This window comes from Neisseria sp. (genome assembly GCF_030523955.1).
Taxonomy (GTDB): domain Bacteria; phylum Pseudomonadota; class Gammaproteobacteria; order Burkholderiales; family Neisseriaceae; genus Neisseria.
Genome location: NZ_JAUNHL010000069.1, coordinates 1 through 13,629, shown reverse-complemented (window position 1 = coordinate 13,629; position 13,629 = coordinate 1). Strand labels below are relative to the sequence as shown.

Annotated in this window: 11 protein-coding genes; 3 read left to right on the top strand and 8 right to left on the bottom strand. The window is 51.9% G+C overall.

Features of this window, described 5'->3' with window-relative positions:
* Positions 1 to 384: 384 nt before the first annotated feature.
* The 7 genes from Q4C79_RS11755 to rfaQ form a co-directional block, all read right to left on the bottom strand.
* Positions 385 to 720 carry a 5-carboxymethyl-2-hydroxymuconate Delta-isomerase gene (locus Q4C79_RS11755; RefSeq protein ID WP_303091211.1) on the bottom strand — a complete coding sequence of 112 codons (336 nt, stop codon included), beginning with the start codon at positions 718 to 720 and terminating at the stop codon, positions 385 to 387.
* Between the two features lie 156 nt (positions 721 to 876).
* Complete coding sequence (prpC, locus tag Q4C79_RS11750; protein ID WP_303091210.1) at positions 877 to 2,025, bottom strand: 2-methylcitrate synthase; 1,149 nt, start codon at positions 2,023 to 2,025, stop codon at positions 877 to 879.
* A 97-nt stretch (positions 2,026 to 2,122) separates the two neighbouring features.
* Entirely contained in the window at positions 2,123 to 2,998 is an 876-nt protein-coding gene (gene prpB / locus Q4C79_RS11745; protein ID WP_303091209.1) for a methylisocitrate lyase, read from the bottom strand.
* Positions 2,999 to 3,501: 503 nt separating this feature from the next.
* A complete protein-coding gene (locus tag Q4C79_RS11740) occupies positions 3,502 to 3,984 on the bottom strand; it encodes a ProQ/FINO family protein (RefSeq protein ID WP_303091208.1) in 483 nt (160 codons plus the stop codon).
* Between the two features lie 372 nt (positions 3,985 to 4,356).
* Complete coding sequence (gene oppC, locus Q4C79_RS11735; RefSeq protein ID WP_303091207.1) at positions 4,357 to 5,268, bottom strand: oligopeptide ABC transporter permease OppC; 912 nt, start codon at positions 5,266 to 5,268, stop codon at positions 4,357 to 4,359.
* A 48-nt stretch (positions 5,269 to 5,316) separates the two neighbouring features.
* Positions 5,317 to 6,237 (bottom strand): oligopeptide ABC transporter permease OppB, encoded by a 921-nt coding sequence (oppB, locus tag Q4C79_RS11730; protein ID WP_303091206.1) that lies wholly within the window; start codon positions 6,235 to 6,237, stop codon positions 5,317 to 5,319.
* A gap of 75 nt (positions 6,238 to 6,312) precedes the next feature.
* Positions 6,313 to 7,386, bottom strand: a complete 1,074-nt coding sequence (gene rfaQ, locus Q4C79_RS11725; RefSeq protein ID WP_303091205.1) for a putative lipopolysaccharide heptosyltransferase III — start codon at positions 7,384 to 7,386, stop codon at positions 6,313 to 6,315.
* A gap of 253 nt (positions 7,387 to 7,639) precedes the next feature.
* Here rfaQ and glnE point away from each other — a divergent pair, with 253 nt between their 5' ends.
* The 3 genes from glnE (at position 7,640) to dalD (ending at position 13,298) form a co-directional block, all read left to right on the top strand.
* Positions 7,640 to 10,327 carry a bifunctional [glutamate--ammonia ligase]-adenylyl-L-tyrosine phosphorylase/[glutamate--ammonia-ligase] adenylyltransferase gene (glnE, locus tag Q4C79_RS11720; RefSeq protein ID WP_303091204.1) on the top strand — a complete coding sequence of 896 codons (2,688 nt, stop codon included), beginning with the start codon at positions 7,640 to 7,642 and terminating at the stop codon, positions 10,325 to 10,327.
* 185 nt (positions 10,328 to 10,512) lie between these two features.
* A complete protein-coding gene (gshB, locus tag Q4C79_RS11715) occupies positions 10,513 to 11,472 on the top strand; it encodes a glutathione synthase (protein ID WP_303091203.1) in 960 nt (319 codons plus the stop codon).
* Between the two features lie 458 nt (positions 11,473 to 11,930).
* Positions 11,931 to 13,298: a D-arabinitol 4-dehydrogenase gene (gene dalD / locus Q4C79_RS11710; protein ID WP_303091202.1), complete on the top strand. Its 1,368-nt coding sequence runs from the start codon at positions 11,931 to 11,933 to the stop codon at positions 13,296 to 13,298.
* A 97-nt stretch (positions 13,299 to 13,395) separates the two neighbouring features.
* Here the strand turns inward: dalD and Q4C79_RS11705 are convergent.
* Positions 13,396 to 13,629: hypothetical protein (locus Q4C79_RS11705; protein ID WP_303091201.1), on the bottom strand; the 234-nt coding region annotated here is incomplete at its 5' end.

Sequence of the window (13,629 nt, the reverse complement as noted above, 5' to 3'; positions counted from 1 at the left end):
GCAGGGTATCGTAAGAACCCGGTTTGATGGCTTCGCACGCCGCGCGGGCGTCGTAGTATTCTAAATTAGTGCCGGGCAAGGGTTTGCGGAACTGTTGGTTAGTGCTCATATTGATGGTCCTTTGTGAATGTTTTTCTTTTTCGATTTGGGCGGCAAGCCGGTAGTTTTCAGACAGGCATAGGTGGTTGCCAATATCTGAATGTAGTATATTGTAATCGCTCAAATGCCTGTCTGAAAGAGGAAAATAAAAATTTATTTATAATTTATCAGTCGGTGTTTTTCATGTGCGGCAGCAATGTTTTGAGCGGTATTGCATATTGTCAGGCCTGTCTGAAAACAGCTCAGGCAAATGATGTTTGTTTCACTATATTTTTAGCGTTTATTCTATTTGATATAAGTTGCCCGCTCCATATCGCGTACTTCAACGGTAATCTGAGCATTGTCGATACTGCCGAGGTTTTGCTTAACGGTTTCGCGCAGAGCCTTGCCTAAATGACTTTTTACCGCATCGCTGCGCCCATCCAACAGCAAAACGGTTAAGTGGACGAAGCGGTTGGCCTTATGGCCGCCGACCAGATATTCGGTATAAGGTTGCGCACGGATTTTAATATCCGCTTCATCGAACAATTTGCTGGCCGAAAGGGTTTGATGTAGGGCTTGGAGCGTCTTGGTGATGGGCGGATCGAGGTCGCGGGCGTATTCGATAATAAGATGGGGCATGTTTTTTTCTTTTCTTTTTAGTGTAATGCGGGAAGGTGCTTTTGTTTCAATTTAATTGAAATCAGCTTGGAATCGAATTCCTGCCTGTTTTTGAGAAACTCCGTTTTCTAAAAACAAACGGCCTGAGCGATGCTTCAGGCCGTTTGCCGTTGCGGATTAACGTTGATCCAGCGGTACGAAAGCTTGATCGTCCGGGCCGGTGTAGTTGGCGCTCGGGCGGATGATCTTACCGTCTTGGCGTTGTTCCAAAACGTGTGCGCTCCAGCCGGTGGTACGTGAAATCACGAACAGCGGGGTAAACATGGCGGTGGGCACGCCGAGTTTTTGGTAAGAAACGGCAGAGAACCAGTCGAGGTTGGGGAACATTTTTTTCTCGTCCCACATCAGGGTTTCCAAACGCTCGGCAATTTCAAACAGGCGCATATCGCCGGTTTCGGCGCTCAGATCGCGAGCCACTTCTTTGATCACCACGTTGCGCGGGTCGGATACGGTGTAAACGGGGTGGCCGAAGCCGATAACGATTTCTTTGCGACCGATGCGTTCGCGGATGTCGGCCTCGGCTTCGTCGGCGCTGCGGTAGCGTTTCTGGATATCGTAAGCCACTTCGTTGGCACCACCGTGTTTGGGGCCTTTGAGGGCACCGATGGCACCGGTGATGCTCGAATAAATATCGGAACCGGTACCGGCAATCACGCGCGCGGTAAAGGTAGAGGCATTGAATTCGTGCTCTGCATAGAGAATCAGCGAAACATGCATGGCTTTAATGTGCGACTCGCTGGGGCGTTTGCCGTGCAGCAAGTGCAGGAAGTGGCCGCCGATGCTGTCTTCTTTGCTTTCTACTTTGATGCGTTTGCCGTTGTGCGAGAACTGATACCAATAAAGCAGCATGCTGCCCAAGCAGGCAATCAGTTTGTCGGCGATGTCGCGCGCTTCGCTGGCGGGTTGGCTTTCGCGTTCGGGATGTACGCAGCCGAGCATGGAAACACCGGTGCGCATAACATCCATCGGATGGGTGTGCGCGGGCAGGCTTTCAAGCACTTGGATCACACGGATGGGCAGGCCGCGCAGGGATTGCAGTTTTTTCTTATAAGCGGCCAACTCGAATTTATTGGGCAGATGGCCGTGAATCAACAAGTGGGCGACTTCTTCGAATTCGCAGTGTTTGGCCAAGTCGAGAATGTCGTAACCGCGGTAGCTCAAGTCGTTGCCGCTGCGGCCAACGGTACACAATGCGGTATTACCGGCTGCTACGCCTGAAAGTGCTACGGATTTTTTGGGTTTGAAAGTCGGGGTTTCAGTAGTCATGCTCTTTCTCCTTTTTGTAAGCTTGGTTTTATTTTTTCAGACAGGCATGATGCCTGTCTGAAACTGCTCATTATGCTATTTATTTACCGCTTGCTTTTTATTTTTTGAACAATGCATCCAGTTTTTGTTCAAAATCGTGATAGTTCAGGTGTTCGTATAATTCGGCGCGGGTTTGCATGGTATCGATTACATTGGCTTGCGTGCCGTCGCGCATAATCGCTTCGTATACGTTCAGCGCGGCTTTGCTGGCTGCGCGGAAAGTGGAGAGCGGGTACAACACGAGTTTCACGCCGTTTTCGGCCAACTCTTGTTGGGTATAGAGCGGGGTGGAACCGAATTCGGTGATGTTGGCCAATACCGGTACTTTTACGGCTTCGGCAAATTTTTTGTACATGCCCAATTCGGTCATGGCTTCCGGGAAAATCATGTCGGCACCGGCTTCTACGCAGGCTTGTGCGCGTTCGATGGCGGCATCCAAGCCTTCAACCGCTAAAGCATCGGTACGGGCCATAATCACGAAGTTTTCATCGATACGGGCATCAACAGCGGCTTTGATGCGGTCAACCATCTCGTCTTGCGGTACGATGGCTTTGTTCGGGCGGTGGCCGCAACGTTTTTGTGCCACTTGGTCTTCGATATGCACGGCGGCTACGCCGGCGCGTTCGAAATTGCGGATGGTGCGGGCGATGTTGAACGCGCCGCCCCAGCCTACATCGATGTCTACCAAAAGCGGAGTATCTACATTATCGGTGATGCGACGTGCGTCGATGAGCACGTCTTCCATGGTGGTAATGCCCAAATCAGGAATACCGCAGGAACAGGCTGCTACGCCGCCGCCGGAAAGGTAAATGGCTTTAAAGCCGCTGTGGGTGGCGAGACGGGCGAAATAAGCGTTGATACAGCCGACAACGGCCAGAGGATTTTCGTTTTGTACGGCTTGGCGAAAACGCAGACCGGCAGAATGTTTAGACATAAATGACTCCGTGAGTGGTCGGTGGATTGTGTTGTAGTCAAATGTAATCAAGAGTGTTTTAACAGTAAAATAATTTATTTTTATTGCTTGTATCAAATTTATTTATGAATGTTTTTTAAGTATATAATTTTACTTGTTATTTTTTTGATAAATAGTTAATGAAAGGATGTTTGGAGATAAAAACAAATATTGCGTTGGTCTGAAATTTTAGAATATTTGATGCTTTATAAAGCAAGAAAATAGAAAAATTATTCTTTTTTTAGGCGGCTTATTTTCAAAAAATTCTTTTTTAATTATTAATTAAGGTGTAGCAAGTTCTCTTGTAATCGAAAGTTATTCTTGTCGGATAAAATATAAACGAATAAGGGGAAAACGTAGATTGTTTGCAGGATAATAAAATATGCCTGTCTGAAAAAACGCAATAGCGTAATGGTGTAAAAAATGCCTGTCTGAACGGAACCTTTATGGTTTTCAGACAGGCATTTTGTGTTAACCGGTCGGGTTTATTCGGTAACCGCTTCGGTGCCGGCGGCAGAGGTGTTCTCGTTAACGGTTGCCGTTTCGGCAGCAGAAGTTTGGGCGGCTGCTTCGGTTGCGGCAGCGGCTTCGGTTTCCGCTTTTTTGGCAGCGGCGCGTTCGAGTGCTTCTTTCACGGAGGGATGTTGCGCTGCGATGGCTTGTTCTTCCGCCGTTACTTCACCTTTGAAGCGGTTGTTGAGATCAAAGCGTTTGCCGCCTCTGGCCAATGCTTTAAGGTAGCGGGGGCGGCGGCAGTGGTTGGCCAGTACACGGGCGATCAGCGCGGGATCATATTGCGGCATGGCGGCTACCAAGTCTTGGTCGATGCCCAAAGCCAACGGCTTGAAACGCTTGAATACGTCAAACTTACCGTAAATATGATCGGCGATCATATCGGTTTGTTTCTTTTTACTCATGGTTTGCACGGCGGATTTTAAAGCAGCGCCCAATGCGGTTTCTTGTGACATATGTTTTATATTCCAGTTGTAGAAGCAGATTTGAGGTTGGTTGGCAAAATCGGCCGCACTAATAGATTAGGCGGCATTTTAGCGGAAAGTTCACGGATTGGCTAAGAAAATTTGGCATTTTTGTTGCTGTTGAAGCAGCCATTTTTCAGACAGGCATCTTGTCTGCCTTATTAGGAAAAGGCCTGAAACCTTTGCAAAAAACTTTTTAATCCTGAATTTATTGATATCTCGTCATACTCGGGCTTGCTCCGAGTATTTGCTTTTTCTTCTCAAACAAACAGATGCCCGGGTCAAGCCCGGGCATGACGCAAGTGTTTTCAGGTATCGAAAAGAATTTTGCAAAGGTCTCGGCCTGTCTGAAAAAACGGGAAGTCAGCGGTCTTTCGGGTCGAGCGCGTCGCGCAGGCCGTCGCCGATAAAGTTGAAGCAAAATAGGGTAAGCACCAGAAATACGGCGGGCACCAGTAACTGCCACGGGGCGACCTGCATGGTGTTGGCGCCGTCTTGCAGCATGGCGCCCCAGCTGGTCATCGGTTCTTGTACGCCCAAGCCGAGGAAACTTAAGAAAGATTCGAACAGAATCATACCGGGAACCAAGAGCGAGGCGTATACCACGACGACGCCCAATACGTTGGGCACAATATGGCGGAATACGATACGGGTATCGGATACGCCGCCTACTTTGGCTGCTTCAATGAATTCTTTGCGTTTGAGACTCAAGGTTTGGCCGCGCACAATCCTGGCGACATCCAGCCAGGAAACCATGCCGATGGCAACGAAAATGAAGGCGAGGTTACGGCCGAAGAAGGTAACCAGCAGAATCACGAAAAACATAAACGGAAAGGCGTTGAGAATTTCCAGAAAGCGCATCATCAGCATATCGGTTTTGCCGCCGAAAAAGCCGGAAACCGCGCCGTAAACCACACCGATGATGACGGCAACTAAGGCACCGGCTGCGCCTACCATCAGCGAAATGCGCCCGCCGATGGCGACGCGGGTCAGCAAATCCCTGCCGAGCGAGTCGGTACCGAAATAGTGCTTGTTTTCGAGAGACGGCGGCGTTTGCATGGCGCCCCAGTCGGTGTAGTCGTAGGCAAACGGGGAGATAACGGGAGCAACGGCCACGAATAGGCAGATGGCCAGTAATATCAAGCCGCTGGCAAGGGCGGCACGATTGTGGCGGAAGCGGCGCCAGGCATCCTGCCACAGGCTGCGGCCTTTGATATCGCCGTTATTATCGAGGGCGGCGGCCAGCGCGGAGGCGGATTTTTTATCTATCAACATAATGTTTTTCTCTTTGCCGGTGGGCATACGATTGAATCTGATTGAGGGTCAGTAACGTATTTTCGGGTCAATGACCGCGTACAGGATATCGACTATGGCATTAAAAACTATGGTGAGCACGCCGACCAGAATGGTGAGGCTCAATACCATGCCGTAATCGCGGTTGAGGGCGCCGTTTACAAACAATTGGCCGATGCCGGGCAGGCCGAAAATGGTTTCGATGACGATCGAGCCGGTGATGATGCCGACAAAAGCAGGGCCGAGATAGGAGATGACCGGCAGCATGGCGGGGCGCAATGCATGTTTCCAGACGATATAGCGGGTGGAGAGGCCTTTGGCGCGCGCGGTGCGGATGAAGGGGCTGTTCATCACTTCGATCATCGAGCCGCGCGTGATGCGTGCGATGCTGGAAACATAGGCCATGGCCAGTGCGGTTACCGGCAAAATCAGATTAACCGGCGCGCCATCGTTCCAACCGCCAGCGGGCAGCCATTTGAGCCAGATAGCGAAAATCAGCACCAATAAGGGGGCTTTGACAAAGCTGGGGATGACGACGCCGGTCATGGCAACGCCCATGGTAAGGTAGTCGAGCCAGCTGTTTTGTTTTAAGGCGGCCAAAATGCCGAGCGTTATGCCGACTAACAGCGCGATGATAAAGGCGTAAATGCCGATTTCGAGCGAAACGGGAAAGGCTTGGGCCAACAATTCGTTGACGGTGTAGTCTTTATACTTAAACGAAGGGCCGAAATCACCGTGTGCCAGTTGTTTGAAATAATTGAGATATTGCAGCCAGATGGGATCGTTGAGGTGGTATTTGGCCTCGATATTGGCCAATACCGCCGGCGGCAGGTTGCGCTCGCCGGTAAACGGGCTGCCGGGTGCGAGCCGCATCATAAAAAAGGATACGGTAATCAGCACAAACAGCGTGGGAATGGCTTCCAGTACGCGGCGGATAATGAATTTGAACATGATAAACCTTTGGTTTGTATTTTTGCATCCTGATGGTTTTCAGACAGGCATTATTATCATGGTGCTTAACGGCGCTTATCCGGCAAGTTTCTGTTGCACGGCCTGCCATACGGCTTCCAACGGAATCGCCGAGAGCATGCGCTCGGTGGTGTTGACATCAATGCTATTGGGGTGGGGCAGTTCGCCGTAATCACCGGCCCAGATAACGGCGGCGCGGTCGGAATAAGGGCGCCAGCGGCTGACCCAGCTGGGGCCGAACAGGGCGACTTGCGGTTTATCCAGCGCGGCGGCCATGTGCATGGGTACGGAGTCGACACCGATAAACAGAATGGAGCCGTCGATGGCGGCGGCCAGCTCGCGCAGGGTGAGCGTACCGTTGAGAATAAACAGACGGCCTGAGGCCGGTTTCAGACAGGCCTGCAAGTATTGCAGCATTTGGTTTTCGCGCTCATCCGGCGCGGCGGTGAGCACAACGTTTCGGCCGCTGTCGAGCAGCTTTTGCAGCAGCGCGGCGGTTTTGTCGTTGTCCCAGCATTTGAAAAACCAGCGCGAACCCGGATGCACCAGTATATAAGGTTGGTCTTGCCAGCCTTGCGCCGTCAGCTTTTGGCGCAACGAAAGGCGGCTGCTTTCGGCAATGCCCATGTTCACCCGCGCTTGGATGTTTTCAGGCAAAGGCAGCGGGCGCAGCAGATTGAGATAGTCGTCTGCGGTATGTACGTCCATGCCGGTAGGCTCGATCAGGTCGGTGTGCAAGAAGCGCCAGGCGGGGTTTTGGCGGTTGTGGTATTGATAGGAAATCCGTTGTTTGGCGCCGCTAAACGCGGTGAGGAAACCGGCGCGCCAACGGTTGGAAAAATTCAATACCACATTATAACGGCGGGAGCGGATGTTTTGAGCCAAGCCGATTTCCAACGCGGCGTGTTTGAGCGCGCCTTGCTTTTTCCAGTTGCGGTCGACGATTAACACTTCATTGATAGACGGATTATCCAGCAGAACATCCTGCATGCCCTGATACACCAGCATATCGATGCTGCACTGCGGCCAAGCCTGTTTCAATGCATCAGCCACAATCGTATTGAGCAACACATCTCCGTGGTGCATCATTTGAATCAGCAGAAAACGGGCGTGTTGCAGATCGGCGCTCATGGTTTTATCCGTATCGTTAAAGGGTTTGCGGGAGCAGGCATTATAGCGGTAGCCGAAACAGGCTTCCAGCGCGGCAATGCCTGTCTGAAAAAATATAAAGAGCGCTTATCCTGATGAAGGCGATGATACTGAGATCTTTGCCCCCACCTGCGGCGCATTTTTACGTTGTGTGCTGCCCGCTATCCACATCTGTGGGTTTTGCAAAGGTCTCATGCTATGATAAGCGGGATTAATGCATTGTGCAGGAAACCCTATGTCTTATACCGATCGCGCCCGACCTTATTCCCACTATCTTGCCCATCATCTCGATAACGGCAATCTTAATCCCGACATTCTGAATCCCTTATTGGAGCGGCCGCTCACGGAAGCGGATTTCACCGCTTTTGCCGATTGGCAGCATTTGCAGGAAACGGAAAACGAGGAAGAATTGGCCCGCCAGCTGCGCTTATTGCGGCGTTATGTGATGGCGCACATGATCACGCGCGATTTATGCCGCTTGAGCGACTTGGCCGAGGTAACCGGCACCATCACCCGTTTTGCCGATTTCGCGGTCAATATTGCGCTGGATTTTTCCTACACCTATTACCAAGGGCTGTACGGTACGCCCATCGGCCGTTACACCCGCGAACCGCAACACTTGAGCGTGGTGGCGATGGGCAAGGCCGGCGGTTACGAATTGAATGTGTCTTCCGATATCGATTTGATTTTTGTTTATCAGGAAGGCGGCGATACCGACGGCAAACGCGAGCGCAGCAATCAGGAGTTTTTTACCAAAGTCGGCCAGAAACTGATTGCGCTGTTAAACGACATCACCGGCGACGGCCAAGTGTTCCGCGTCGATATGCGCCTGCGGCCGGACGGCGATGCCGGTGCGCTGGTGTTGAGCGAAACCGCGCTGGAGCAATACCTGATTACCCAAGGGCGCGAATGGGAGCGTTATGCATGGTGCAAAGGCCGTGTGGTAACGCCTTACCGCAACGACATCACCGGCTTGGTACGCCCTTTCGTATTCCGCAAATATCTCGACTTCAACGCCTATGAAGCGATGCGCGGCTTGCACAAACAAATCCGCCAGGAAGTCAGCAAGCGCGGCATGGCGGATAATGTGAAGCTCGGGGCCGGTGGCATCCGCGAGGTAGAATTTATCGCCCAGATTTTTCAAATGATACGCGGCGGCCAAAACAAATCGTTGCAACTGAAAGGCACACAGGAAACCCTGATTAAGCTGGCCGAAGCGGGGATTTTGGAACAGGAAAATGTAAACGAATTGCTGAAGGCTTACCGCTTCCTGCGCGATGTCGAACACCGTCTGCAATACTGGGACGACCAGCAAACCCAAATGCTGCCGCAAAATCCGGAGCAACAGCAGCGTTTGGCCGAAAGCATGGGCTTTGCCGATTACGAAGCTTTTTCAGACAGGCTTCAACAACACCGCAAACTGGTAAATACCTTGTTCAACCAGATTCTTACCGAGCCGGAAGAACAAAACAAAGAAAAAGGCCACGAATTGGCCGGCATTTGGGAGCAAACGCTGGACGAAGGCGAGCGTGAGGGACAATTGGCTGCGCTCGGCTTTACCGATCCGCAATCGGTAGTCGACCGCTTGGAGCAATTGCGCCACAGCAACAAATACCGCCAGTTGAGCAGTCGCGCCCATCAACGTTTCGATGCGGTGGTGCCGCAGTTTATCGAGGCGGCAGCACAAACCGGAAATCCCGACGCTACCTTGTTGCGCTTGCTGGATTTTCTCGAAAGCATCAGCCGCCGCTCTTCTTATCTGGCCTTTCTGCACGAATATCCCAATGAATTGAAGCGGTTGGCCGACATCATGGGGCAGAGCGCCTGGGTGGCCGCCTATTTGCAACGCCACCCGATTTTGCTCGACGAACTGCTTAGCGCGCAGCTGATGGAAACCGAATGCGATTGGCCGAAATTGCGCGCCGAATTGGCAGAGGCGCTCGAAGCGCAGGAAGACACCGAAGGGCGCATGGATGCCTTACGCCATTTCCAACATGCCCAAGTATTCCGTCTGGCCGTGCAGGATTTGGCCGGACTGTGGGAAGTAGAAGCCTTGAGCGACCAATTGTCTTTTCTGGCCGACACTATTTTGTCGCTCACCCTGGATTACGCTTGGCGCGATATGCCGAAAAAGCACGCCGAAACACCGTCGTTCGCCATCATCGGCTACGGCAAACTGGGCGGCAAGGAGTTAGGCTATACTTCCGATTTGGATTTGGTCTTTTTATTCGACGACGACCATCCCGATGCGCCCGATGTTTATGGCAAATTCGCCCGCCGCCTCACCACTTGGCTTTCCGGCAATACCGGAGCGGGCAGTTTGTACGACGTCGATTTGCGGCTGCGTCCCAACGGCGAATCCGGCTATCTGATCCATACCGTGGCCGCCTTCGAAAAATACCAGCGCGAAAGCGCCTGGACTTGGGAACACCAATCGCTGACCCGCGCCCGCTATATCTGCGGCAGCCAAGCCATCGGCGAAGCTTTTGAAAACATCCGCCGCCAAATCCTTACCGAACACCGTGATACGATGGAATTGCGCTGCGAAATCATCGCCATGCGCGAAAAAATGTTTCCCACCCATCCGCCGCTTCAGAGCGATGTAAAATACGCACGCGGCGGCGTGGTCGACGTAGAGTTCATCGTGCAGTACCTGGTGTTGTCCAAATCCGCCGATTGCCCCGAACTGCTGGAAAACTACGGCAACATCGCCTTATTGCGCATGGCGGCCCAGCGCGGCCTGATTTCGCCCGATTTGGCCGAACAAGCCCGCATCGCGTACCGTTATTACCGCAAACAGCAGCACAATACCAAGCTGCGCGACGCGAAAAAAGCCGAGGTAGACGATTTATTATTGTCGCATTACGCCGCCGTGAAAGCTCTTTGGCGGGAAGTATTCGGCGAAGAGCCGGCAGACCATTGAAAATAGAATAATTTAATGTGATGGAAAACAAATGCCTGTCTGAAAAGAATAAAAACTTTTCAGACAGGCATCAAATATAAACCGCAGTCATGCCTGTCTGAAAAATATACCCGCAAAGCGGCTAAAACAACCGTTTTCTTGTTATGATAAACGCCGTTTAGTTTGCCAACCGAAAATATATCTATATGAAAATTCTTTTTATCGCCGACCCATTGGCCGGTTTCAAAACCTATAAAGACACTACCTATTCGATGATGCGAGAGGCGGCCGGGCGCGGCCACCAGCTGTTTCATAGCTTATCCGGTGAATTATCGGCCGATAACCAGTATGTATCGGCCAAGGCTGCGCCGTTTGAGTTTCTCGGCGCAAAAGACGATAACGATCATGCTTGGTTCCGCTTTGGCGAAACCGTTCAGACAGGCCTCGAACAATTCGACGCCGTGGTGATGCGCACCGATCCGCCGTTTGATATGCAATATCTTTACGCCACCCAGCTGCTGACCTTGGCGGAGCAGCAAGGCGCAAAAGTGTTCAACAGCGGCCAGGCCATGCGTGACTTTAACGAAAAACTGGCCATTTTGAATTTCAGCCGGTTTATTTCGCCCACCACCGTCACCACCCGTGCCGACGATGTGCGCGCCTTTTTGCGAGAACACGGCGACATTATCGTCAAACCGCTGGACGGTATGGGCGGCATGGGCATTTTCCGCCTCACCGAGCGCGATCCTAACATCGGCAGTATTCTGGAAACGCTAATGCAGCTTGACAGCCGTACCGTGATGGCGCAGCGTTATATCCCGGAAATCGTGCACGGCGACAAGCGGGTGCTGGTTATCGGCGGCGAAGTGGTGCCTTATGCCTTGGCACGCATTCCGCAAAACGGCGAAACACGTGGCAACCTGGCGGCCGGCGGGCGCGGCGTGGCGCAGGAATTGAGCGCGCGCGACCGCGAAATCGCCGAAACCTTGGCGCCAGAACTGATGCGCCGCGGTATTTTGCTGGCCGGCCTCGATATCATCGGCGACTGCCTCACCGAGGTTAACGTCACCAGCCCGACCGGTTTTCAGGAAATCACCAAACAGAAAAACTGGAACGTACCCGCCCGCTTTATCGATGCCTTGGAGCAGGCGGCACAAGCCGGCTAAACCGCTTAATAATTTCTGCTATAGCGGATTAACTTAGCTTGCGCCAAGGCTTGTGTTGCTGCGCCTCGGCTCAAAGAGAACGATTTTGTAAGCCGCTGAATCGGCAACGAAATCGGTTCCGTAACCGTGTTGTCTGCGGCTTGCCGCTGTGTATCGAAATCATTAAATCCGCTATAAAACCGCCCCTAATCGTTTGGAGGAACATCCCAACCGATTGGGGGCGTTTTTTGATGGGCAAGCAAGCCCATAATGGAGGGGGTTGAGCGGAGGATGGGTCAAATATTTCAGCTTTTCGAAAACTCTGCGACCGCACACGGATATTATTCTATTTTCTTGTCATACTTGTTTTTCATTTTTAAATCGTGTAAAACCATCAGAACGTTTTATAAGTTATTAATATAAACAACGTTATATTTGTTAATTAAAATTATATGCTTTTATACTAAGGAGTACGCGGCATGAGCAAAAACACTTGGCTTCACATCGGCTTGGGCAGTTTCCACCGCGCCCATCAGGCATGGTATCTCAACGAATTAATCAAGCAGGGCGACGACAGTTGGACGATTGCGGCCGGCAATATCCGCAACGACAGCGAACACACCATCGAAGCGCTCACCGCGCAAAACGGTGAATATGTGCTCGAAACCGTCAGCCCGCGCGGCGAGCGCGAATATGAGGTGATTAAGTCGATCCGTAAGCTGATTCCGTGGCAGGCCGATTTGGCGCCGCTGATCGAAGAGGGCGCTCAGGAAGCCACCAAAGTGATTGCCTTCACCGTAACCGAGGCGGGCTATTATCTCGACAGCAATTTCAAACTGGTACAAACCGATCCTGCGCTGAAAGCCGATTTGGCAGGCGGCAACCAAACCATTTACGGCATCATCGCCAAAATCCTCAAAAAAAGAATGCAGCTTGAAAACGGCGCCGTTACCTTGCTCTGCTGCGACAACGTGCGCCACAACGGCGAGCGCTTCCACGACGGTTTGGTTGAATTTCTCGATTTAACCGGCCAAAACGACATCATCGAATGGATGAAAAACAACGTAACCACCCCCAACACCATGGTCGACCGCATCGTGCCGCGCCCGGCCGAAGATTTGCCCGCGCGCATTCAGGCGCAAACGGGCATAGCCGACCAAGCGCCGGTGATGGGCGAAACCTTTATCCAATGGGTGATTGAAGACAATTTCAAAGACAACGTGCGCCCCGCGCTAGAAAAAGTGGGCGTGGAGTTGGTTGAATCGGTGATTCCCTACGAAGAAGCCAAAATCCGCGTGCTCAACGTGCCGCACGCCGCCATCGCCTGGATGGGTACGCTGCTGGGCGAACTCTATATCCACGACAGCACCAATCTCGAAACCGCGCGCAAAATCGCCTACGACTACGTTACCGAAGACGTTATCACCAGCCTCGGCAACGATTTGATCGACTTGGGCAAATACCGCGATGTGGTGCTGGATCGTTTCACCAACCCCCATATCAAAGATACCAACCAGCGCGTGGCCGCCGACGGTTTTTCCAAAATTCCCGCCCAAATCCAGCCCACGCTGATCGAGCGTTTCAAACAGGGCGCACGCCCCGCGGCCACCGCCAAACTGCCGGCGCTGTTTTTCGTGTTTATGGAGCGCTGGCACGAAGGCAAACTGCCCTTTGTTTATCAAGACGGTATTCTCGACGAAGCCGCCGTACACGCGATGTATGAGTCGGCCGACCCCGTGAAAACCTTTGCCGCCGACCAAGCCCTGTTCGGCGAATTGGCAGGCAAGCCCGAGTTTGAAGCCCTGCTGCGCGAACAGGTGGAAGAAGTGCGCAAACTGATCGCTTAACGGCGATGAGGCCGTCTGAAAAAACTTTACCGGTTAAGCGGTAAAAAACCATTTTCAGACGGCCTGTTTTATGCCTGAAGGCTGAAACTTTTTCAGACTAATAAGGCATTCTGAAATGCCTTATTGCGTCATACTCGGGCTTGACCCGAATATCGCGATTTGCTGGATGTGATTGAAAAATAACAAAGATGCTCGGGTCAAGCCCGAGCATGACGCAGGTGTTTTTAAGGCATTTGAGTAACTCGAAAAGGTTTAAGGCCTGTCTGAAAAAACAAACAAAGGAGCAAATATGTATCTCGGTATCGACTACGGCACGTCCGAAATCAAAGCC